At 38.0% G+C, this 22,567-nt stretch carries 20 protein-coding genes; 2 read left to right on the forward strand and 18 right to left on the reverse strand.

Going from position 1 to position 22,567, the window contains the following annotated elements; genetic code table 11:
* Position 1 precedes the first annotated feature (1 nt).
* The 9 genes from AAOP42_RS08445 to AAOP42_RS08485 form a co-directional block, all read right to left on the reverse strand.
* Positions 2–898 (reverse strand): cell division protein FtsX, encoded by an 897-nt coding sequence (locus tag AAOP42_RS08445; RefSeq protein WP_349528052.1) that lies wholly within the window; start codon positions 896–898, stop codon positions 2–4.
* Between the two features lie 103 nt (positions 899–1,001).
* Positions 1,002–1,895, reverse strand: a complete 894-nt coding sequence (locus AAOP42_RS08450; RefSeq protein ID WP_349528053.1) for a hypothetical protein — start codon at positions 1,893–1,895, stop codon at positions 1,002–1,004.
* Positions 1,896–1,897: 2 nt separating this feature from the next.
* Entirely contained in the window at positions 1,898–2,437 is a 540-nt protein-coding gene (locus AAOP42_RS08455; protein ID WP_349528054.1) for an RNA polymerase sigma factor, read from the reverse strand.
* A gap of 418 nt (positions 2,438–2,855) precedes the next feature.
* Entirely contained in the window at positions 2,856–3,080 is a 225-nt protein-coding gene (locus AAOP42_RS08460) for a hypothetical protein (RefSeq protein WP_349528055.1), read from the reverse strand.
* A 251-nt stretch (positions 3,081–3,331) separates the two neighbouring features.
* Positions 3,332–6,154, reverse strand: coding sequence for a TonB-dependent receptor (locus AAOP42_RS08465; RefSeq protein ID WP_349528056.1), 2,823 nt, complete (start codon positions 6,152–6,154; stop codon positions 3,332–3,334).
* 308 nt (positions 6,155–6,462) lie between these two features.
* Positions 6,463–8,304 carry a beta-helix domain-containing protein gene (locus AAOP42_RS08470; protein WP_349528057.1) on the reverse strand — a complete coding sequence of 614 codons (1,842 nt, stop codon included), beginning with the start codon at positions 8,302–8,304 and terminating at the stop codon, positions 6,463–6,465.
* A 288-nt stretch (positions 8,305–8,592) separates the two neighbouring features.
* Positions 8,593–9,582 (reverse strand): AAA family ATPase, encoded by a 990-nt coding sequence (locus AAOP42_RS08475; RefSeq protein WP_349528097.1) that lies wholly within the window; start codon positions 9,580–9,582, stop codon positions 8,593–8,595.
* Between the two features lie 135 nt (positions 9,583–9,717).
* A complete protein-coding gene (locus AAOP42_RS08480) occupies positions 9,718–11,220 on the reverse strand; it encodes a DUF4301 family protein (RefSeq protein ID WP_349528058.1) in 1,503 nt (500 codons plus the stop codon).
* A gap of 72 nt (positions 11,221–11,292) precedes the next feature.
* Positions 11,293–13,116, reverse strand: coding sequence for a glycosyltransferase (locus AAOP42_RS08485; protein WP_349528059.1), 1,824 nt, complete (start codon positions 13,114–13,116; stop codon positions 11,293–11,295).
* A 347-nt stretch (positions 13,117–13,463) separates the two neighbouring features.
* Between AAOP42_RS08485 and AAOP42_RS08490 the strand changes: the two genes are divergently transcribed.
* A complete protein-coding gene (locus AAOP42_RS08490; RefSeq protein ID WP_349528060.1) occupies positions 13,464–14,444 on the forward strand; it encodes a sugar phosphate isomerase/epimerase family protein in 981 nt (326 codons plus the stop codon).
* A 36-nt stretch (positions 14,445–14,480) separates the two neighbouring features.
* Positions 14,481–15,206: a 3-keto-disaccharide hydrolase gene (locus tag AAOP42_RS08495; protein WP_349528061.1), complete on the forward strand. Its 726-nt coding sequence runs from the start codon at positions 14,481–14,483 to the stop codon at positions 15,204–15,206.
* 134 nt (positions 15,207–15,340) lie between these two features.
* Here the strand turns inward: AAOP42_RS08495 and queG are convergent, their stop codons facing one another.
* The 9 genes from queG to AAOP42_RS08540 all read right to left on the reverse strand — a co-directional run bounded on the left by queG (position 15,341) and on the right by AAOP42_RS08540 (position 22,444).
* Complete coding sequence (queG, locus tag AAOP42_RS08500; RefSeq protein ID WP_349528062.1) at positions 15,341–16,273, reverse strand: tRNA epoxyqueuosine(34) reductase QueG; 933 nt, start codon at positions 16,271–16,273, stop codon at positions 15,341–15,343.
* Between the two features lie 269 nt (positions 16,274–16,542).
* On the reverse strand, positions 16,543–18,090 hold the full coding sequence (locus tag AAOP42_RS08505; protein WP_349528063.1) for a BCCT family transporter: 1,548 nt from the start codon (positions 18,088–18,090) through the stop codon (positions 16,543–16,545).
* 4 nt (positions 18,091–18,094) lie between these two features.
* Positions 18,095–18,328, reverse strand: a complete 234-nt coding sequence (locus tag AAOP42_RS08510; protein ID WP_349528064.1) for a hypothetical protein — start codon at positions 18,326–18,328, stop codon at positions 18,095–18,097.
* An 84-nt stretch (positions 18,329–18,412) separates the two neighbouring features.
* A complete protein-coding gene (locus tag AAOP42_RS08515; RefSeq protein ID WP_349528065.1) occupies positions 18,413–18,583 on the reverse strand; it encodes a Lacal_2735 family protein in 171 nt (56 codons plus the stop codon).
* 6 nt (positions 18,584–18,589) lie between these two features.
* Positions 18,590–19,081 (reverse strand): SRPBCC family protein, encoded by a 492-nt coding sequence (locus tag AAOP42_RS08520; protein WP_349528066.1) that lies wholly within the window; start codon positions 19,079–19,081, stop codon positions 18,590–18,592.
* Positions 19,082–19,084: 3 nt separating this feature from the next.
* Positions 19,085–20,380: a cryptochrome/photolyase family protein gene (locus AAOP42_RS08525; RefSeq protein ID WP_349528067.1), complete on the reverse strand. Its 1,296-nt coding sequence runs from the start codon at positions 20,378–20,380 to the stop codon at positions 19,085–19,087.
* A gap of 61 nt (positions 20,381–20,441) precedes the next feature.
* Positions 20,442–21,023, reverse strand: a complete 582-nt coding sequence (locus AAOP42_RS08530) for a MiaE family protein (RefSeq protein ID WP_349528068.1) — start codon at positions 21,021–21,023, stop codon at positions 20,442–20,444.
* Positions 21,024–21,189: 166 nt separating this feature from the next.
* Complete coding sequence (locus AAOP42_RS08535) at positions 21,190–21,675, reverse strand: hypothetical protein (protein ID WP_349528069.1); 486 nt, start codon at positions 21,673–21,675, stop codon at positions 21,190–21,192.
* Positions 21,665–22,444, reverse strand: coding sequence for a hypothetical protein (locus AAOP42_RS08540; RefSeq protein WP_349528070.1), 780 nt, complete (start codon positions 22,442–22,444; stop codon positions 21,665–21,667). Before AAOP42_RS08540 ends, AAOP42_RS08535 begins: the two co-directional genes overlap by 11 nt.
* Positions 22,445–22,567: the final 123 nt, after the last annotated feature.

The following is a 22,567-nucleotide window of genomic DNA, read 5'->3' on the forward strand; positions in this document are numbered from 1 at the left end:
ATCAATATAATTCATCCAAAGATAATTTGAGGTATTTTTTAATGGCTGCAAATGTACTGATAAAACCAACAACCGTTCCCAAAACCAGTATAATACCGGTCAAAATAAGCAGCTTGTCGTTTGACTGCAATTCACTTAAACCCTCAATTTTAGTGTTGGCAAAATAAAGTAGCACACCTAAAATGGCAACTGCTAACACACCAGAAATAAACCCGTATAAAGATGCTCTGATCAAAAAAGGTTTTTGAATAAATGTGGAAGTAGCTCCAACCAATTGCATACTTCGTATCAGAAATCTTTGTGAAAACAACGCCAATTTGATTGTATTGTTTATTAAAATGGCAACTACAAGAAACAGTATCAATGAAAATCCAATGAGTACTACACTAATCTTAGCCAGATTCTCATTTATGCTATTCACTAAATTTTCGATATAAGTGACCTCATAGACACCTCTGATTGTTGCGATTTCCTTTTTGATTTCAGCCAGATTCTCTGACAGGTGAAACTCTGGTTTTATTTTCAAAACGACAACATCCCTAAGTGGGTTATCACCCAAAAAACTAACAAAATCTTCTCCGGTTTCTTCAATGAATTGTTTTGCGGCTTCTTGTTTAGTAATTGTGGTTACCTGAGGTATCTCATTTTTCACGTAAACATAATCCTTGGAAGAAAGTGTTTTAGATATCTTGGTGACTTCATTATTACTCAGGTCTTTATTCAAAAAAACCTGCATTTCCACATTTTCCTGAATGTTTTGAGTCAGTTTATCGGTTAGTATTACCAATAAACCAAATAAGCCTATCACAAATAAGGCGAGCGTAATACTAAATATTACACTGACAAAGGGATAGCTTCCCAGTTTTTTCTTTTTGAATTTTTTTTCTTTTACAGACATTGAACCCAAAATTAACGCCTAATATGTAAAAGTAGCTTATCTGATAAGAATAAAATGTGCAGCAAAAGCAAGTGAACCGTAAAAATTTTCTACCAAGAGCTTATTAACTCTTAGATTTTATAATATTCAATTCCCTAATTACTTCAGAATCCTGAATACTTAATAAGGGGGATATTTCTTTCACGTCCTGATTCAACCTGAAATAATTTCCATTGTAATAAAAGAACAACTTTTTACTTTGAGAACTGTTGATTTCTATTATCTCATACGGAGAAGCTTCAAACTTACCATACAAGTAGAGTTTGTTATGATCTAACTTATAATGAAACTTATATCGATTATTAGTAATATTTTCAATGTCTATCTTTTCAATCTTAGCCACATCGGCAAAAGGAGCATTCCGTGAAACTGCTTTCTCTAAAATTTGATCCGGCTGAGGGTCAGTGTCGCCAGATATATTTTCACTTATCTCCGGCACATGAAAATCAATAATATTCGGTTCAACTTCTGATTTTTCAGCAGCCTCTTCATTTTTCATTTCTGGGATAGACCAGCTTGCTGCATTGGTGTTTTTGGTGTACCTGTAATCAAGTTTTTCCTTTGAGCCTTTCAAGTCCATTGGAGAAGAAATAAAGTCTAGCTTTGATTCCACATGCGACAAAGAATTGACCTTTACTGTAGTTTCACTAGAAAAATAATAGTAGGCACCACTACCTGTCAAAATAGAAGCAGCAACTATTGAAAGCGTCTTCATTGAAGCAGATTGGGAAATAATCCCCAATAACCCCGGAGTAATGCTTACATTGTTTAGTTGGGTTTTAAGTTGGTTTTTTCTATACTCTTTGAGTCCCCCAATGATTTCATTTTGATGATCAAACTCTGCTTTGAGTAAAGGATCACTTGTAAGCTGATCTTCGAAAATATACTTTTCCGATCCCGACATATTATTGTCGAGATATTTATTAACTAATCTTGAATATTCGCTTTGAATTGACATATTTAATCTAAAAAGTCAGAAGAAGAATACTTCCTTTTTATTAACAAATCCAGTTTCTTCTTACACTTATATTTTTTTGTTTTGGCAGTATCTGTATTTGCCAAATTTAATTTCTTAGCTATATCTGTCATTGACATACCATCAAAATAATGATAAGTCAATATATTACGACAAGTATCTCCCAACTCTTCAATACACTCATGTATTATCCTTATCCTTTCTTTCTTCTCAAATTCTTGAAAAGTAAACTCTTCCTTGTCACTTTCTGCAAACTTTCCTTTCCGGTCAAGTTCTTTTCTCCACAAATTTAAACATACACTGTAAAGGTACGTGCTAATCTTCGATGTTAACACCAGATTCCCAGCTATTGCCTTTTGCCAAAATGCCACAAGAGCCTCCTGATAGATATCTTTTGCTTCATCTTCCGTTCCATTATTATTGATAACCAGTCTGGTCATCATCTTATAATGCTTCTTATAAAGATACTCCAGAGCCTTTTCATCTCCCTGACTTACTTTTTCAAGTATCTCCCAATCTTTCATTGTCAAAAAGCTCTCGCTTTTGTTTTAATACTACAATCAATTGAATTGTAACCACCTAACCCTCAATAATTCTGGTAATTACGAAAATTAGACAGTAGTAATTTAACTATTTTTGTCAAAAAAAAAGCCCTAATCCAAACAAACTGCATAGAATAGGCGTCAGTGTAAACCGAATCTCAAATTAATTTCTTAAAGGCTGTGATAAACATAATCAATCTATACCAGGCTATGGACTATATAAGGGCACATTATGGTTATCGTAATCATACGTACTTGGTTTGATACCAAAACCATCAGCAAATAAAATCAATTTACAGGAGTAGTACCCAGACCTGACAGGTTTTGGAGACCTGTCAGGTCTCTTTCTACACTGGCAGTACTTAAACCTGTAAGGTTTCTAAAACCTTACAGGTTTGAATCAGCCTACTTCGAGTAACCTGATTACTTTAAAACCGCTTTGTCCATAGACCTGCCTGTAAAGGAAATTATCCCCGAAATTTCGGGTAGAGCAGACCCTGATTGTGAATGCGCCTGCCTGAGCGGGAAAAAGTACCCTGCTTCCACTGCCTTCCTGAATGAGCCCTGGATGGCTGGCAAGAAGATATACATACTGAATGGCCGCCAAGACTATCGCTTTGCGCATGGCATATTTTCTGGGTGAGGAAGTCGGCAAAACGGTCGGCTACCGCATCCGCTTTGAGAGCAGGGATCGGTATACACACGTATAGAAGTACTCACAGAGGGTATCCTTACCCGCATGCTCCACAGTGGCAATGAGTTGAAAGCGGCCATGGCCATCTTCGATGAGTTTCGCAAGAGAGACCTGACAGGTTTTCAAAACCTGTCAGGTCTGCATTCAGTAATCCGGTTACTACACAAGTCTGCGAAATCAGCTTAAAAAGTCAACCCATATTTCAAAGAGAAGGTCGTTCCTGTTTCTAAAAACGATGCTATTTGATCGGCAGCTTCATAATTCTTAAAAAACTGCTGTCTCTTGGAATTGAGGATATTGGTTATCCTGAATGTCACCTTAGAACGCCTTTCTAACCCAAAACTTCTGGATACATTAAGATTTAAAGCGTGGAAGGCTCTGTTGTAAGTGTCAGGAATGTTTCCTGAACCAACTATCGCCAGGCTCTCTCCCTGAACATTGTAAGAAAGGTTGAAGTTGTATTTTTCATCCAAATCGGCATAGTTTAAAAATGCATTGATCAGGTATGGAGCCTGACCAGCCATTGGCCGGTTATCCTTAACGGTCTCGCCTGTTCTTGCCAGTTCAGAACGAACGTCATATTCTGTTCTGTCTCTTGCTTCATTTACAAAAACCTTGGTAATATCAACCTCCGTATGAGAAACCGACACATTTGAACCCAGTGTCAAACCATTGGTGATGAATTCAAGATTCTTTCTGAATTCGAATTCAAGGCCATAAACGAAGCTTCCTGCTACATTTCTTGGAGTAATCTGAGTAGCATCTACTTCAAACCTTGTGATCTCTATATGTCCGTCAAATTTCTTGTAAAAGGCTGATACGGAAAACATCTCTCCATTTCCGAAAAAGTTTTCAAGTCTCAGGTCAAAATTATCTACTGTGGTTTTTTTCAAATCAATGTTGCCATTAAACAATACTCCTGCAACCGGATCGGCTATCTGCGCAATAGACTTTTCTTTGAAAGAAGGTCTGGCCAAAGTTTTGCCGTAAGAAGCCCTTAAGTTGACATTTTCACTTAAAGAATATACCAGACTGGCCGCCGGAAGAATATCTGTTTCATCAAAAGTCTTTTCATTGGCATATACAATTGATCCTGAGTTGTTTTCACCTGTATAATACATATCTGATTTCTCAAGTCTTGCGCCGTATATGGCTCTAAGTTTTGAATCCAGAAAACGCATATCACCCATAGCATAGAAAGCATATACATTTGATTTTGCCTCAAAATTATTTGGTGCTTCGTAGTTCCCTTTGATATAAGTTCCCTGTCCTGATTCAACAGTCCAAATATTTTCATCTTGAAATAACCAATCCGGATCGTCCTGAATACTTTCAGTTCTCGAATTGTTATCAACTAAATAGTTGTCTGTAGCAAAATCTCTTGATTTAAGCAAAGCAGCTCCCCCAAACTTGATCTTATTCTTCTCTTGCAAAGAATATGTTAAATCAAACTTAAAGTTTTCGTTTGTTTCTTGCAGGTCTCTGAAAAACCTCGCTGATTGTCCTCCTTGTCCTCCGGCTATTGAATACCGAATGTTATTTTCGTCTGACTCATCTACTCCTATTCTGGTAACCCTGAAGTCCGGATCATTGATTTGAGCAATCGTATAAGAATTAGCCCACTCCAATTTCAACTTGTTGAAATTATGCTTTCCTGATATAATGTTATTTGTAATTGACCTCTGTGTATAAGTTAATATATCTTCTAATATGGTCTGACCTGTTTCTTCATAATCATTTATGGTTCTGTCTGATGTGGTTTTAATGCCATTCTGTGTCCTCAAAATACTTGTGCTGAACTCGTGGTTATCAAATTTGATTGATCCTGTTGCCAATGCACTCCAAAGCACATTGTTTCTACCCAAAGCACCACTCGTAAATTTGTCGTTGTTCAACTTCGTTATATCTACTTCTTCTGCTTTGGTAAAGAAACCTACCTGATTATTGTCGTAGTATTCAGATTTGTTTTGATAGTTTAGGATAACTCCATATCCTATAGTGGATTTCTCCTTCTGAATTTGATTGCCGTGGTTAAAAGAGAAGCTGGTATTCATCAGGTTAGAGCCTTTCTGGGCACCCATTTGAGGATTAAAGCTTCTGGTCAGCTTTTCCAATTCAGGATCGTCCTGTTGTGTAAAAGGGATTTCTGTTTGACGGTCAAAAGGTAGCTTTCTTGTTCCATCATCGAACCCAAGGAAATCAAGACCTCCACCATTATAAGTAACAAAATCATTTTTGAAATGCATTTTAGGATTGTAACCAACACCTACAGAAACTGATGTGGTTTTTTCTTCAGGAAAACTTTTGGTTTCTACGTTCACCATTCCACCTGTAAAATCACCAGCCAAATCAGGTGAGTAGGTCTTATATACCACTACATTTTCCAGAATAGACGTTGGAAAAATATCTATTTGCACATCATTTCTTTCAGGATCCAAACCGGGAATGCTCATTCCATTCAAGGTGGTTTTGGTATATCGGTCACCCAATCCCCTCACATATACATACCTCCCATCTTGTACCGAAACCCCAGTCACTCTCTTCATAGCTGATGACAAATTAGTGTCACCAAGTTTTTTGAACGCCTGAGATGATATCCCATCAATGGTATTGGCAGATTTTTTCTGTACAGACATTAATGCCGCATCTGTATCTCTTAGCAATTTGGCGGTGATTACCACCTCCTCCAACTGCTCTGTTGATTCTCCTAACTCAATATCTAAAGAAGTAACTTTCTCAGCAATAATTTCAATTTCGCTGACAGTTTTTGTCTCATAAGAAAAAAATCGGAATTCAACAGTATAAGTACCTGGTTCTAATGGCAGTGAATAGTTTCCGTCAAAATCTGCTGATGTACCTGTAGTTGTACCTTGTTTAGAGATTGTGGCTCCAAATAGGCCTTCTCCGGTTTCTGCGTCTATTACTTTTCCCCTGAGAAATCCTTTCTGAGCAAATGTGATGGTGGAAAGGCTGATCAATAACAACAATAGAAAACTTTTTTTCATTTTGTATGGCTTAAATTTTGTGCAAAAGTAGCACTGACTGTTGGCTGAAGGTTGGTCAAAACTTTTATGAAATATTTATCATTTTGAATCTTCCTGAGCTTTGAATTAACATACAGGTAACATAAAATCTTGCATTTTTCACTTAGAAAGACAAACTATAATAATTGACCCAATCAGGAGATTTAATCGTATTTTAACAATGATAACATTTAGATAATATTAGTACTGTTCACGATATCCGGATTTCAGGAAAATAAAAAACCCCAGCTGAATCAGCCGGGGTTTCACAATCATATTTTTAGCCTTTATTATAGCAAATCTAAGGCGTAAGATAAAGTCCAGTTATTCCAAACAGTTACATCAGAGGCACCTGTTGCTGTACCATCTGTTATTTTGCCTTCAGCAGCAGTTTGATCTACAGCAGGCACTGTACAAGTTACAGGGGTAGCAGCTCCATCATCAGATTCTGTGTAAACTGATACCGAACCAAAGTCAACATCTGTAAACGTCAGGCTTGGAGTTGCGTCTGTTAAATTTGTAAAAGAATCTGACTTAGCAGTAGTACAATTAGTGTAGCTCGCCCTGATATAAATTTTTGCATCATCATATCCTGTCCAGAGTACATTGCTTACGGCAGCCATAGCTTTAGATTTGAATGTTGCAGCTCTTCCCTCACCGTCAACAGACTTGATAGTTCCGTCTTTGAGAGTAAACTGGCCATTCAAAGCACCTTCAGGGCCGTCAATTTCCAAACCATCGTTACCAGCAGAAGACTGAATCAACATAAAGTTGCTGATAGTTCCGCTATATGCCTGATCAACATCCAGCCCATCATCACCTTGAAATGCAATGATTACATTAGAGATATCTACTGTACCTCCGAAAAATTCTATACCATCATCCAGGTTGGCAATTATCTCTATATTTTTCAAAACAGTTCCTTTACCTACTCCACCAAGGGTCAACCCATTGATGTCTTTTCCAGCCACAGGATCAATAGTAGTACCACCGTGACGGATAGATACATACTGTAGTTCTCCAGAATCATCATCCTCGTCTGTTCCACCATATAGTCCAAGAGGTTCGCTTGCAGGAACACCTTCAATTTGTGCTTCCGTTCCAGATCCTACTGAGACAGGTGCTTTACCCAACAATACTACTCCACCCCATAACTCACTATCCGTTTCATCAAGGTTAGGACTCGTAATACGCCCAGGGAAAATATCATCCAAAACAGTAGTGAAAATGATAGGCTTAGTTGGTGAACCAACCGCTTCTATTTTACCACCTCTGGCAGCATACAATCCTGAAGCATTCGTTCCTGTTCCGGTTTGTCCTTTTATTACGGTTCCTTCATTAATTGTAAGTACAGCTCCTGATTCAACAAAAATCTTTCCTGTTAATACATAAATTTTATCAGCAGTCCAGGTAGTGGCAGTGGTAATGTTGTTGCTTACAGTTACTTCTTCAAATTCAGGGTAAGCCAAAGTAAGCACTTGTGTAAAAGTTGCTACATCTCCATCTCCATCAGTCAATGTAAATTTGATTTCAGTAGTTCCAGCCAATGTTTCAATATCAAATTCCTGGGAAAAAGATGCTGTATAAGGAGAGGTTTCCGCAGAAATATCTAAATCATCAACCAATACATCTCCACCTACGATCTCAACTCTCCAGGTATCAAACCCGTCTTCTGCTGTCAGAACAATGCCACTTATTGAATAAGTTTGACCAACAGTAGTTGATCCGGTAGTAGTAATACCAGCAATAGTTGGTACTGCACTTGCAGAGATTGTGATAACCGCAGTAGATACCTGAGTATCGCCTTCATTATCAGTTATGGTTAAGATTACTGAACCAGCTCCTACAGTAGCTCCTGCAGTGAATGTAACAGTAATAGTACCTGATTCAGCATCGGCAGTTCCGTCAGTTGTGATAGTAGCAGTACCACCTGTGGCAGTTACTGAAGAACTTTTGAAACCAGCGGCTGCAGCATAAGTAAAGTTTAACGCCACTTCATTAGACACTTGTACTGAAGAAGCACTTGGAGGTGTCAGGGTTGGAGCATCCAGGTTCACCGGATCGTCTTCACCACATGATACTGCGAAAAGCATTGTTCCAGCTATTAATGCCAGTGTTAAAATCTTTTTCATTTCTTTTTTAATTAGATTAAAATTCAATTTTTAACTTTTTATTTGTTCGGCAAAATTGAATCTTAATTGTTAACAGGTGAGGAACTGCCTGTTATACTTAGGTTAAATAATGAGGGCAATTGTTAACCTAATTTTATGATTGTTAAGAAATTGTAAAGGAGGCTCAATTGGACTACTCCAAGGAAATTAAATTTAAAAGCCAGCTTTTTTCGAAGAAGCAATTCCTTCCGTCATGTGATTTTAGAATACTGAATTACAGTAAGATAGTTTATACCGTTCAGTAGCGAACTACCTGTTAATATTAATTTTTTTCAACAGCGTGTCGATAATATGGTGAGTGGTTACTCCATCAGCTTCAGCTTCATAATTGAGGATGATTCTGTGGTTCAACACGTCATCTGCGATTTCCTTGATGTCTTCTGGCAAGACAAAATCACGCCCTTCAAGATAAGCCACTGCTTTCGCTGCAAGGTTGAGATTAATGGAGGCACGGGGAGATGCTCCAAATTGGATGTAATGTGCTTCTTCCTTCATTCCATATTGTTCAGGATCTCTGGTTGCAAACACCAGTTCTATTATATATTTCTCCAGTGATTCTGAAAGCTTAATGCTATTGATTTCATCCCTTATGCCAAATACATCCTCTTTTGTCAACATGGTCTGCACTTCTCCTTTAAATCCCAGGTTAGACATCCTTCTCATGACTTCTAATTCGTCCTCTTTTGAAGGATAGTTCACATGCACTTTCATCATGAATCTATCTACCTGAGCTTCCGGCAATGGATACGTTCCTTCCTGATCCACAGGGTTTTGTGTAGCCAACACCAGAAAAGGGCGGTCGAGTTGATAGGTAGTCTCACCAATAGTTACTTGTCGTTCCTGCATAGCTTCCAGCAGGGCTGACTGTACTTTCGCCGGTGATCGGTTCACCTCATCTGCCAGTATCAGATTGGAAAATATCGGCCCTTTTTTTACCTCGAAATTAGAAGCTTTTTGGTTGTAGATCATGGTACCAATCAAATCTGCCGGCAGCAAATCAGGTGTAAACTGTATCCTTTTAAAATCCAGGTGCAACACATTGGCCAGCGTGTTTACCGTAAGCGTTTTCGCAAGCCCTGGAACCCCTTCGAGCAGGATGTGGCCTTGAGTAAACAGTCCTATCATCAGCCTATTGACCATGTACTCTTGCCCTACTACCACCTTCTTCATCTCTTCAAAGACACTTTTAATCTTTTCCTGATGTTCTTTTTTCAAATCAATGCTTGCAGCTGCTTCCATGTTCATTTACTTATTTTTAAGAGGGTAGCAAAAATAAATTAAGTTTTGTAGATACAAAATGATATTACCAAGCCTCTACCACCAATTCTGTTAAAAATTGTTAATTCGAGGTTTAATAGAGTGAGAATGACTTATTTATTGATGGGCTGGCTTCAGTAAATCATTTACTGTCTTTACGGGATTGAAAGTAGAAAGTGGCACTTCCACCATCACAGAATTCCAATTTGCCATAGAACCATTCCATAGTCCGGGCAATTCCTGCGCTTTTAAGTCTCTTCCACTTTTAGATTTACTGGTGATAAAACCCGTCTGGGGATCTCTGTGTTCCATTAGGTCATACTTGTTGCCATTTCGATCTTTTATTCCACACACCAAGTCGGTAGGGCTAAAATGTGTTGAATTCTTCAACATATTTGCCTGATCAGGATTAGACAAATCTATTTGGGCTGTTTCTCCAATCTGTATGGCTTCTGTACCATCCTGATCTTTAACCCAAAAAGGCCCACCTCCCGGCTCTCCTGTGTTTTTCACCATTCCGCAAACACGAATCGGCCTATCAAGCTTAGATAACAAGTACTTTACTTTTTCTTGTGCATTCATATCTGCGTAACTTTCAGGTAATTTCAAATTTATTTTGTCTCTCAAAAATTGTTCTGATTCTTTAATTGCCGAATTCCCATCCTTCAACTTTTGCGTCAACTCAAATACCTTGTCCTGAAGCTCCAAAAGCAATCCTCCAATCACCTGCTTATATAGTATGGTTGATTCTTTCAACTTGTCAGGCACCACATTGTCAACATTCTTAATAAACACAACATCTCCATCCAGATCGTTCAAGTTACTCAACAGTGCTCCGTGCCCGGCAGGGCGAAATAGTATTTTTTCTTCTTCTTTAAATGGTTTATTGTCCAGATCAACTGCTATGGTATCTGTTGATTTTTTTTGCTGTGAAAAAGTTACTTCATAGGTAACGCCAGACAATTGCTCGTAATATGGTTTAATCTCATTCACATGCTTTTCAAATTTCTCCTGATGCTCTGGAGAAACCGTAAAATGTAAGTACACAACATTCCCATCACTCACAGCGTATGATGCCCCTTCTGAAAAATGCTCTTCAGCAGGGGTTCTCGTTCTATCTCCATATCTATGGAATTTCAACAGCCCCTTGGGCAAACTGCCATAGTCCATACCTTCTGAAGATAACAGCTCAGATATTACAGGACTATAATCCTTATCTTCCAACGCTTTTTCTACATTTATTCTCTTTGATTTCAAATTCGACACTAATTCATCATAAAATGCGAAATTGCTTAGGCCTGCAATAAATTGCTGAACAGCCTTATTCTTTTCAAAATTCTTATCTTCTAAAAAAGCAAACAGTTCCTTGAACATTCTGCTGGCCGCTCCTGAAGCCGGGACAAATTTGATAATCTTTTTACTTTTTGATTTATCTACATACAACTGCTGATAGTGCTTGACTTCATCATCACTGAATTTGAGAATACCATCTCCCACTGAAGCCGCTCTTCCCGCATTCAAAAAAGGAAATCCGTTAATAAAGTTCTCAACTTGCTGCTCAACCTGTGCTATGTCAGAACCTCTTTCTTCTATCTGCTTTTTTTCTTGTTCGCTAAACATAATGTTGTAATTGGTTTATTAGTTAAATGGTTTTGAGTTTAAAATTTGTGATTTCTATTACAAATCTACCTTTTATGCCTCTATTGAAACACTTTCAGTAGCAAGCAAATAGGCTTTTTGATATTCGGAGTATAGATTTTTCCAATCAAAAACCTCAGAGAGGTCTTCAGATTTATTTCTCATAGTAATTCTTTCTTTTCTGGTCGTCTGAACAAATCTGAAAAGAATATTAGCCAAATCATCAGCCGAGTCATTAAAATCTTTTTTAGCTCTTTCAACTATGTACATGCCATGTTCCTCATTTCCTGTAGGCACATTTTTAATGTAATCTCCAAATCCGGATAAGTCGGATGTAACTGCAGGAACTCCACTTGCCAAACACTCTACAGGTGTATATCCCCATGGCTCGTAGTAGCTTGGAAAGATTCCAAGATGGCATCCCCGTACAAATTCACCATAATCTAGTCCAAACAATGGACTGGAAGTAGAAATAAAATCAGGATGGTAAACAAATTTCACCCGGTCCTCTGCTTTATTCACCAGATTAGAATTTCTCAAAAATTGCAACACTGCATCGTTGGTATCATCCACCAAATTGTGTGTGACAACACTTGGCAGATTACCCGTCTTCCAGGATTGTATGGTTCGTCTATACCTTAACCTCCAGTAATCATCCACCATATCATTGAGTGATGGTAGTCTGTGGTCTTCCTGATTGCTGGCTGCATGTTGAAATAGCTTCTTTTTCACTAATTTTAATATGGAATCACAGTTGTCATCTATTTCTTCGAGCACCGCTCTTGAGTTTAGCACATGTGGGCTAATAGAATGGACAGGTTGTTTGGTGACGATAAACATCACTACTGTCATATCCGAGTTCGCCTCTTTCATTTTCCAATTGAGCCTGGCAAGAGCTTCAAGTGCTAAGTCATAGCCTTTGTTTCTATATTCAAACCTGCCAGAAGTGAAGAAGAAAAGTGTTTTATCCAGTTCAAACGAATAGCTCTGAAAAAAATGTCCCATCACAAAGTGTTGAATCTTTGTCTTGTATTTTTGATGGATATTTTGAACTTCATGCAATACACTAAACCGCTCTATGTTAAGCCCATTAGGTAAAATTTGATCAGGTGCTCTGCCCAACAGGTGAATGCATTCCTGGCCTGTAACATCACTCACCGTAGTGAAAATATGAGAACCATGTGCACATGCCCGTTCCAATCTAACAACAGCATCAATATTAAAATTCTTTGCCTCTACTTCCCAATTCAAAAATGGTAAATGATCATAAAAGAAAGGGTCATTCATAGCCAGGTATCGCCCCAGCATAGTGGCGTGGGTAGTAAAAACCGTTTTGACAGGAATCTGTTCTTTTCGTAAATCCGGGATGGCAGTACCAGCCATCCACTCATGAAAATGAGAAATAACCTGTACTCCGTCATCCAAACAAATCCTTGTCAATTCAGACAAGAATATTTTTACCATATATCCAAATGCTAATACCTGATCCAACAATGGATCATGGTTTTTGAAATCTATATGGTGATTTTGATTGTAAAAATATTTGATATTCCCTAACTCATGCATCACAGAATAAGGATTGAACAAAACGGTTTTAGGTCTTCCAGACACAAGCCACGTACCATAATGTACTTCTAAACCCATCTCTCTCAACCGATCAACTGCTTTACTCATATTGCTATCGTCTGATTCAGCCGATTCAAAATCAGTAGCCACATTATGGTGTATGTATGGGCCTAACAACAAATAATTGTCACCCCATTTGTCTATCATAACAGGCACCTTGGATCTGATCACAGTATAAATACCTCCTACCTGATTACAAACCTCCCAGGCCACCTCGGTTAAAACCGTATTCTTCAATTGCTTCTTCTCCATACTTTAATGATTTGATAGTTATAGTAAGTGGTCAACATCTCCTTATCAACTATAAATTAGACCTTTTACTCAAGGGAGTTCCTTTCGACATGTTGATTTTTCAGTTTAGAATTTAATAAATCTATTATTAATTCAGCAACATTTCACCTGCGTGAACCAGATTTTCCGTCTTTTTTTTATTTTTTTTTTCAAAACTCAAAACTCCAATTCATCACATAAAAAAATCTGTTTCAAATCTCCAATTTTCTCCGGTCACGTTCCACCTTTTATAAATAAATAACTAGATTGTTCGGTTGAAAACTTAACTATTAAGTTTTATTACTAACCAGAGCAAAATTTATAATTCTATGAAAAGAAGAAAATTTATTGAAAACTCTTCCAAAACTATGGCGGGGCTATCAATCTTAGGTCTGTCTTCCTGCACCAACAATTCGAAAAGCCAAGACAAAAAACAAATAGAAACAGTCGAGAAAGCCGTAGCTGCCGGATTATTTTTTAAGATATCGCTAGCTCAATGGTCTCTACACAGACAACTCTTCGCTAAAGAATTGGACAACCTCGATTTTGCAGCTAAGGCACGAAGTTTTGAAATAGATGGAGTCGAATATGTCAACTCTTTTTTCAAGGACAAAGCAAAAGACAAAGTTTATTTGAACGAAATGAATAAAAGAGCGGATCAGGAAGGTGTGAAAAATGTACTTATAATGATAGATGGCGAAGGTCAACTTGCAACTACAGACGATAAAAAAAGAACAGAAGCTGTAGAAAATCACTACAAATGGGTAGATGCTGCGGTTCATTTAGGGTGTCACGCTATCAGGGTAAATGCAGCGGGTGATGGCTCGCCTGAAGATCAAAAAACTGCTGCAGTAGATGGTCTTGGCAGGCTTGCCACTTTCGGTGCAGAGAAAAACATCAATGTTATCGTAGAAAATCATGGAGGGATGTCTTCCAATGCAGAATGGCTGACAGACGTGATGAAGCAAGTGAATTTACCCAACTGTGGTACACTGCCTGATTTTGGCAACTTCTGTATTTCGAGAGGTAAGGATGCTGATGGCAAAACAATCTGTCAAGAAGAATACGATAAATATAAAGGAGTAGAACTAATGATGCCTTTTGCCAAAGCAGTAAGTGCTAAAACCCATGATTTTGATGCCAACGGAAATGAATCAGAAATCGATTATAAAAAAATGATGTCTTATGTAAAAGATGCAGGATACACCGGATATGTAGGCATAGAGTTTGAAGGAGGAAATGTAAGTGAAGAAGAAGGAATCATTCTTACCAGAGACTTACTGAAAAAAGTAGGTTCAAGCCTGAGCTAAAACGAAAAATACAGTACACATACAATAAACAAAATCATGAAAAACAAATTCTTAATTATATGCCTGATCGCCTCATCGCAATATGTGCTGGGACAAACTAAAGACCCAAAAGACACGGAAGTATGGGAACCTGAACCAAGAGTAGTAAAAACAACCAGCATGGCAGCTCCACCAGAAGATGCCATTGTGCTATTTGATGGAAAAAACCTGGATGAATGGGTTTCGGTAAAAGGTGGCAAGGCGAAATGGGACCTTAAAGACAATGCCATGATTGTAAATGGTACAGATGGCATAAAAACAGTGAGGTCATTTGGAGATGCGCAAATTCATATCGAATGGCGAACTCCAGCTGAAGTAAAAGGTGATGGCCAGGGGCGTGGCAACAGTGGTATTTTTCTGCAATCCAATTATGAGCTTCAGGTTTTGGACAGCTACGGAAACAGAACTTATTCCAACGGACAAGCTGGTGCTATCTACAAGCAGACTATGCCACTGGTAAATGCATCTAAGGGGCCGGGAGAATGGCAGGTTTATGATATTATCTATAAAGCTCCGGTATTTAATGATGATGGCATAAAAGTATCATCAGCATATATCACTGTGTTTCACAACAATGTACTGATTCAAAACCATACCGAAATAAAAGGTACTACTCCATATGTCGGACTGCCACAAAACAAGGCCCACGGGAAATTACCTCTTATGTTACAGGATCACTCCAACCCAGTGAGCTATCGAAATATTTGGATTAGGGAATTATAGATATCAGAAAGTAATTGAACGAACGATTAAACCCTCTTGTCTTATTTATTCGGATTTTGTAAGAAAGCTTTTGGTTATTTAAACTTTAGAGTCATGTAATTGATTTTTTCATAGTCTTAAATAAGTCTAATAAATCATTTCCTTGCAAACCTGACGTTCCGTTTCAATCCCGAAAACTTCGTTCTCTTTACTGCCGATTTTTTAAATATTTTTTGGAAAACTTCTTCGGTGATTTCTTCCCAATCCCGTTTGGTCATGTCTTTCAAATCCGGATGAGGGTTGAATTCCGGTTCCTGATGTGGTTTTGAAAAACGATTCCAGGGACAAACGTCCTGACATATGTCACAGCCAAAGATCCAGTCTTCAAATTTGTCTTTGAATACAGAAGGTATATTTTCTTTCAACTCGATAGTAAGGTAAGAAATACATCGACTACCATCTACGACATAAGGATCGGAAATGGCATCTGTGGGACAGGCATCCATACAAGCAGTACATGTACCACAATGGTCAGTTACAGGCAGGTCATATTCCAGTTCGAGATCGAGTATGATCTCGGCCAAAAAGAAAAATGAACCTTGCTTTTTGTTGAGTAAGAGACTGTTTTTTCCTATCCAACCTACTCCTGCTTTGGCAGCCCATGCTCGTTCATGAACAGGAGCTGAATCTACAAACACCCTACCAGCTACTTCACCAATTTTTTCTGTTATCTTCTCAAAAAACGTTTTGAGCTTGTCTTTGATCACGAAATGATAGTCTTTTCCATAAGCGTATTTGGCAATATTGTACCCGGCTTTATGTGTTAAGTCTTCAATGGGGTAATAATTGTATATAAGAGAAATAACCGACTTGGCACCTTCTACGAGTTTGGTCGGGTCAAGACGTTTGTCAAAATGATTGGCCATATAGTGCATTTGCCCGTGCATGCCTTGGTTGAGCCATTGTTCCAATCTCGGAGCTTCTTCTTCCAAAAAACCGGCTTTAGCTATACCACAAAAGTCAAAGCCCAATTCTTTGGCAAAGAGTTTGATTTTTTGTGCATTTGCAAGTGGAGTGGATGGCTTCATAAATTATAAAAAAGGAACGTCATGTTTTCAAATATGATCATTTTTTTACACTTCCAGAGTTTGACGGCCCGGAGAGTTATCAAAGTATATTTTTCCATGCGGCAAAAACATTTGCTTTTTTAAAATCATGAGATGCCTGCCTTTACAGGTATGACGAATACAGAAGGTGAGTCATTACCTCTGCGTAGGTGAAGGCCGCACAGTAGAAATATTGCCATTGTTTATTCTGTTTTTCTTTACTGATTGTACAACAATAAGTAATCCCTTGATTACAATTTACCTTTAGAAAAAAACATCATTTTTAGCAATCCAATATTGATCATCAAAATTAAAATCAGGGCAGGTAGTCCTCCCAGATTGGATAGCATTTTGATGCCTCCTACACCTGCCATGCTTATCATGGTGTAGGCTACTGTGCCAATGGTCAACCCCCAGGCTATTTTGATGATCACCGGAGGGCTTGGAGAAGTAGGGGATATGCCTGTGGAACTGATGCCGCTCATCGCTTCTGTATTCGAATCTGCTGCTGTCACATACGACAAGAAAGCCGTGAATAAAAAAACGCCAGCAATGATTTTTGAAAAAGGAACCGTTTCGAAAATTTGATAAATAATGGCTTCCGGCCCTTCTTTGGATAGCACCATTCCCAAATCCATTCCCTGATTTAGAAAAATATCAATGGCTGTGCCACTAAATAAAGACATCCAAATGATACCGAACACAGAAGGGATAATCCAATTGAAGAGTAGGAATTGACGGATGGTATATCCATAGGATAATTTCCCTAAGAAAAGGGCAGTAATGGGTGCCCATGCCAGCCAGTTTGCCCAGTTGAAAGTTGTCCAGCTTTTTGGCCAGGGATCGTCGGGATAGGCGATAGATAGAGTGCCATACTCAAAGAAATGAGTTGCATAAATCCAAAGCCCCTCTGCTGATAGTTTGACAATTGAGAAAATATTGCTGGTTACCAGAATAAAAAGAGCCAATGCCATGAAAATTTTAGCATTGATATCTGACAAAATACGAATGCCTTTCATCAGACCTGAGACTGCTGACAGGATAAACGAAAATACTATGGTCAGAGTAAGCACCAACAACAACCAGGTTGGATTCCAATTCAACAGGTAGTTGAAACCACCAGACAATGTGAGTATTCCTGCTCCGAGAGAAGCAGCCATACCGGCAACCAAAGCATACAAGCAGATGCCATCGATCCCGGAACCAAGCCATTTTATATTTTTTTTACCAAAAAAAGGAAACAAAGTGGATTGAAGACTAAAGGGTAGATTTTTATTGTAAAATGCTATGGCAAATACTACAGCAGGCACGGCATAGATGGCATAAGGAATAAAGCTCCAGTGCAGGTACATCACAGACATGGCAAATGCTCCGGTAGCCTGAGAGTTTGGTATCAGACCCGAAAACTTTGGTGGAGAAACTATGTGATAAATGGGCTCGGCCGTACCCCAAAATATGATTCCCGTGGCAATGGTAGTACACAATACTATGGAAAACCATTGCCATTTGTTCAGCATGGGTATGGCATCTTTTCCACCAATTCTATTTTTTGAGACCGGATGAAAATAAAGCATCATACAGCTTAAAAACATCAGAAGTGTGCCCACGCTGAATAGCCAACCAAACTTGTTGATGATGAAATTGTTGATGGCTATGGTAGATTCAAAGAATGCCTCCTGATCTAAAATACTATAGACCAACGCTGTAAGCAGCAGAATGAATGCTGGCCAGAATACTTCGTGTCGGAATTTTGAGAAAAAATGCAAAAGGTTAATTCTGTTGTTTGTCTGTTTAGTCACTCACTTAAGCTTCTTCGGCTCTTTGTGGCCTGAGGGCATCCCTCACTGTGATCATGTCTTTTTCATCCACAATCAGATAAGCGATTGAGTGCATTTCGGAAAAGTCTTCAGCACCATGACCATGACTACTTAGTTTTTCTCTTGTGGCAAACTCACCCAGATGAATGCTGTGGTGAGCCGCAGTGCCCTTGGCATGTCCGCCATGAAAATCCCAAATCAGTTTTATCTTTCTATCCATAATGTGCTAAAGTAAAAGAAGCTTTAGCTAACATCCAAAAGTTTGTATCAGATAGCAAAGGTCATTTATGGTCGGGACAAAGTTTTATTGTTTCTCTAAAGATTCAATCTCACGCATGACTGCATCTGCCTCAGCGAGTTTTTCATCTCCAAGTTTTCGATTGGTGTGCGAAAGTTCAAAAGCTACTTTAGTCAACTTTTCGTATTTGAGTTGCAGCTTTTCCTTTTGCGTTTTCTTTTTAAATAATCCGAACATGGTTTGTCAATTAAAAAGTTGATTCAAAACTTTCTTTCTATGCTGAAAGATGTTTTTGAGTTGTTTTCTTATGAATATTTTTTCTACGATAATGCCTATGAACCAAAACGGAATTTTGTAAGAAACTTTGTCTTTGACTAAAATGCCACCTTCTGTCGGCCCGAATGAATGCTCATGATGCCACATGCTGTATGGGCCATAACGCTGCTCATCTACAAACAGGTTAGGTTCATTCACGTAAGTGATTTCTGTCACCCATCCCGACTTTATTCCGGGAAGTAATCCTATTTGATACGTAATGATTTGTCCCTGATACATTTTTGATGGTTCTCCTGAGGTAATTTTGAATCCCATATGCTCAGGGGTGATTTTTACCAGATTCTTGGGTGATGAAAAAAACTCCCATGCTTCTTCAAGGCTGATGGGTAGTTTTTGCTCAGTTGTCAATGTAAAAATACCGGAGTGCTTCTTGAATGATAATTCTGTTTCTAAACTCATATCTCACATTGCTATGCCTGATTTGTAAGTACTAATAGCCCTGTCTCTTGCAACGGAATGATCAACTATTGGTTGAGGGTAATTTAGCGAGTTAAATTCAGGAAGCCACTTTTTTATGTATTTCAGGTCTGGGTCAAATTTTTTCAATTGGATAGTAGGATTGAAAACTCTGAAATAGGGAGCAGCATCGCAACCGCAACCTGCCGCCCACTGCCAGTTGCCATTGTTGGAGGACAGCTCATAGTCCAGCAGTTTTTCTGCGAAATACGCTTCTCCCCATCGCCAGTCTATCAGCAAATGCTTGCACAAAAAACTGGCAACCACCATCCTTACCCTGTTGTGCATAAACCCGGTTTGATTCAGTTGATTCATGCCAGCATCTACCATTGGATAGCCAGTCTCTCCATTGCACCATGCTTTGAACTGCTGCTCATTATTTAACCACTTGATGTTGTCGTATTTTGGTTTGAAACTTTGATGAACAACCTGTGGAAAATAAAAAAGGATCATCATGAAAAACTCACGCCAAATCAGTTCACTTAAAAATACCTGATTGGTTTTTGCGGCAATTTGTACCACTTGTCTCACACTAATTGTTCCAAACCGCAGGTGTGTTCCCAGCCTTGTTGTTCGATCCAGGTATGGAATGTCCCGGTATTGATCATATTGTTTTATGTATTCTTTTTCAAACGGACTGACATCAATCTCACTTTTTGAAAAACCTAACTCCTCTAATGTTGGAAAACTGAAATTCTTTTTGAAAAAATGATTAGAAAGACCTTCTGAGCTAAATGGAAGAGTGTTTTTTTCAATAGAAAATTTCTCCAGCCACTTGTTTTTGTAAGGAGTGTAAATGGTATAAGGAGTCCCGTCAGCTTTTGTTATTTCACCCTTTTCAAAAATCACCTGATCTTTAAAGGTATGGAATCCTATTTTCTTCACTTCTAATAATTGCTGAACTTCCTTATCTCTATTCAGTGCATAGGGTTCATAATCATGGTTGGTGAAGACTTCTTGAATTTCGTATTGATCCAATATTTTTTTCCAGGCTTCTAAGATGTGGTCATGCTTGATGAATAAGGAAGAATTAACTTTTTGAAGCTGTTGGTTGATGCCTTTCAGGGTATTATGGATAAAACTTACCCTTGCATCGTCTTTTGGTAAACCGGAAAGAATTTCTTTGTCAAAGATGAAAATTGGGAGCACTGGAAGTCCCGAACGGAGAGCCATAAAGAGGCCATGGTTGTCATGCAACCTAAGATCTCGTCTAAACCAAAAAACGTTTATTTTTTCTGACATTCAACAACTAAGATAGTCCTCCTGAGTGCTTTGGGCAAGTGGAGCTTTCTTTTTTGAATCATTACCCGTGAATGGTTTCTGATTTGCCGTAGTTTTGAATGATTTGTCCTTCCTGTTCCAATAGGTCTTTCCACTGCTGATCAACATCAATTCCTTCTCCATACTTGCGGGCAAAACCTAAAAAAGTAGTGTAGTGACCTGCTTCGCTGATCATCAATTCATGGTAAAACTTTGACAATTCTTCATCCTTGATGTTTTCTGACAGTACTTTAAAACGTTCGCAACTGCGTGCTTCTATCATAGCTGAAAACAGGAGCCTGCCCACCAGACTTTGTTGACGGCTTCCGCCTTTAATGCCTACTTTAAACAGTTCATTGACATAACTGTCCTTGCGTTCACGACCTAGGGAGTAACCTCTTTTTTTGATGATGTCATGGACCATTTGAAAATGTACCAACTCTTCTTGTGCCAGAAGCAACAGATCAGTCACTAAATCTGTATGCTCAGGATTGAGTGAAATAATGGTAATGGCATTGGTGGCTGCCTTTTGCTCGCACCATGCGTGATCGGTCAAGATTTCTTCAATGTTTGTTTCAACCAGTGTAGCCCATCGAGGGTCTGTAGCCAATTTTAATCCGAGCATAAATGTTTTATTGATGGAAGTGAATTCTAAGCAAAAATAGGTCTTTATTAGAGTTGTTTTGTTTTACAAAATATGATTTATTTGGGCACGTCTCTTACTGAATACAACTAAGGAAGGATTGAGACGATCAACTGTAAAAATTGCTTGATTGTATGGCTTTATTCCCTTAATGTAAATCCAAAATTCCAAATATTTCATTGTAGGGGCTTGCAATGTCAATTATTTCAAACTTAGGATTTATTTGTTTTTTTAAAGTTGCGAGTGTGTTTTTTGATCTTCCATCAGAAGTGACAAAATATGTGATGGTTATATCTAAATCAGCTTGTGCAAACAGCTTTGAGTCATTGGGTATAATTGCTCTGGGTTCAAGTTTTGCTTTGCTAACCTTATTTTCTGTAAATATTACTTGAGCAAATTCTCCTGTTCTTTGCGCCTGATCTAAGTTAAACGGAATGATTTGAACATTACGGAGTGGTAATTCGTCAATTTTACCTTTTACACAATACTCAGCTATGGAAATGGTAGAAACTTTAAGAACAATTTCATTCTCTAAAAAGTAGCGAAAGTATCCTTTTGCATTGTTATGAAGGTTGTCTTGGTCATTTAGTAAACGAACAAAGAAACTTGTATCAAGTAGAACACTATGCTTCATAACCTCCCCTCATATTTGATATCCAATCATCCGTGTCAATTCCCTGCCAACTTTTCTTCGCTTTATTTATTAGCAGTGATAGATAGTCAGAATCATACTTTGGATTATAGTTTATAAGCTCGATTAATTTCAAGGTTTTAGTATCAATTTCACCAGTTTCAACATTTTGTTTTCCTGATGCACGAACACCATATTTTTTATAAAGCAAATTTTCTTCTTGTTCCATTAAAAAATCCTGAACCGTTTCAATAGCTAAATACCCATAGTCTTCTGTATCAATGTGGATATTTGCTTTACTTTTACCTCCTGCATCTTTTAAAATTCCATAGAAATAAAGTTCAGCGTCAACCCAAGTATTTTCTGTTCTAAAGAATTTGGTAAACGGATTTATCGAAAGCTCAATGTCTTTTTTTATAGAAGTACTAAATTGAAATTCGTAATTTTTTTGTTGTGAAAGCTGTTGGATGTTTTCTATTGCACGTGCAGTTTTTAAATCAAGAAAGTCGATAGAATTTGTTTCCTGAATTTGGGTCAATATGGCACTAAAACCAATAATATATTGAATCGGGGTTTTGAAAATGTGTTTAACAGAACCTTCTTGAATATCATAGGTGATCAGTGGTCTATCTTTTTTGTTATTTGGGTATAGTAAATCTTCAACATTTTGCAATATGCTTGCAATATGCTTGATGTCGTAATTTTCAGGTTTTAAGTCCAAATTACCTGATTTGCCAACAACTCTGATTTCTATATCACCTATTTTGTCCACTATACAGAAGTATGCTTTATAACGTATAACTTTACTTTACCCATTGCAAATTAATTGAAAATTCTCTGAAATGAGGCTGTGAGCTGTTTTTTATTAGGTTTTGAAAAAAATCACAATCTTTAC

This window comes from Reichenbachiella sp. MALMAid0571 (assembly GCF_040151475.1).
Lineage (GTDB): Bacteria > Bacteroidota > Bacteroidia > Cytophagales > Cyclobacteriaceae > CAXBNB01.

Excerpts from the sequence above, each read along its gene's own strand:
- AAOP42_RS08445 (WP_349528052.1), bottom strand. The coding sequence starts at position 898 with ATGTCTGTAAAAGAAAAAAAATTCAAAAAGAAAAAACTGGGAAGCTAT.
- AAOP42_RS08450 (WP_349528053.1), bottom strand. The coding sequence starts at position 1,895 with ATGTCAATTCAAAGCGAATATTCAAGATTAGTTAATAAATATCTCGAC.
- AAOP42_RS08455 (WP_349528054.1), bottom strand. The coding sequence starts at position 2,437 with ATGAAAGATTGGGAGATACTTGAAAAAGTAAGTCAGGGAGATGAAAAG.
- AAOP42_RS08460 (WP_349528055.1), bottom strand. The coding sequence starts at position 3,080 with ATGCGCAAAGCGATAGTCTTGGCGGCCATTCAGTATGTATATCTTCTT.
- AAOP42_RS08465 (WP_349528056.1), bottom strand. The coding sequence starts at position 6,154 with ATGAAAAAAAGTTTTCTATTGTTGTTATTGATCAGCCTTTCCACCATC.
- AAOP42_RS08470 (WP_349528057.1), bottom strand. The coding sequence starts at position 8,304 with ATGAAAAAGATTTTAACACTGGCATTAATAGCTGGAACAATGCTTTTC.
- AAOP42_RS08475 (WP_349528097.1), bottom strand. The coding sequence starts at position 9,582 with ATGGAAGCAGCTGCAAGCATTGATTTGAAAAAAGAACATCAGGAAAAG.
- AAOP42_RS08480 (WP_349528058.1), bottom strand. The coding sequence starts at position 11,220 with ATGTTTAGCGAACAAGAAAAAAAGCAGATAGAAGAAAGAGGTTCTGAC.
- AAOP42_RS08485 (WP_349528059.1), bottom strand. The coding sequence starts at position 13,116 with ATGGAGAAGAAGCAATTGAAGAATACGGTTTTAACCGAGGTGGCCTGG.
- AAOP42_RS08490 (WP_349528060.1), top strand. The coding sequence starts at position 13,464 with ATGAAAAGAAGAAAATTTATTGAAAACTCTTCCAAAACTATGGCGGGG.
- AAOP42_RS08495 (WP_349528061.1), top strand. The coding sequence starts at position 14,481 with ATGAAAAACAAATTCTTAATTATATGCCTGATCGCCTCATCGCAATAT.
- queG (WP_349528062.1), bottom strand. The coding sequence starts at position 16,273 with ATGAAGCCATCCACTCCACTTGCAAATGCACAAAAAATCAAACTCTTT.
- AAOP42_RS08510 (WP_349528064.1), bottom strand. The coding sequence starts at position 18,328 with ATGGATAGAAAGATAAAACTGATTTGGGATTTTCATGGCGGACATGCC.
- AAOP42_RS08515 (WP_349528065.1), bottom strand. The coding sequence starts at position 18,583 with ATGTTCGGATTATTTAAAAAGAAAACGCAAAAGGAAAAGCTGCAACTC.
- AAOP42_RS08520 (WP_349528066.1), bottom strand. The coding sequence starts at position 19,081 with ATGAGTTTAGAAACAGAATTATCATTCAAGAAGCACTCCGGTATTTTT.
- AAOP42_RS08525 (WP_349528067.1), bottom strand. The coding sequence starts at position 20,380 with ATGTCAGAAAAAATAAACGTTTTTTGGTTTAGACGAGATCTTAGGTTG.
- AAOP42_RS08530 (WP_349528068.1), bottom strand. The coding sequence starts at position 21,023 with ATGCTCGGATTAAAATTGGCTACAGACCCTCGATGGGCTACACTGGTT.
- AAOP42_RS08535 (WP_349528069.1), bottom strand. The coding sequence starts at position 21,675 with ATGAAGCATAGTGTTCTACTTGATACAAGTTTCTTTGTTCGTTTACTA.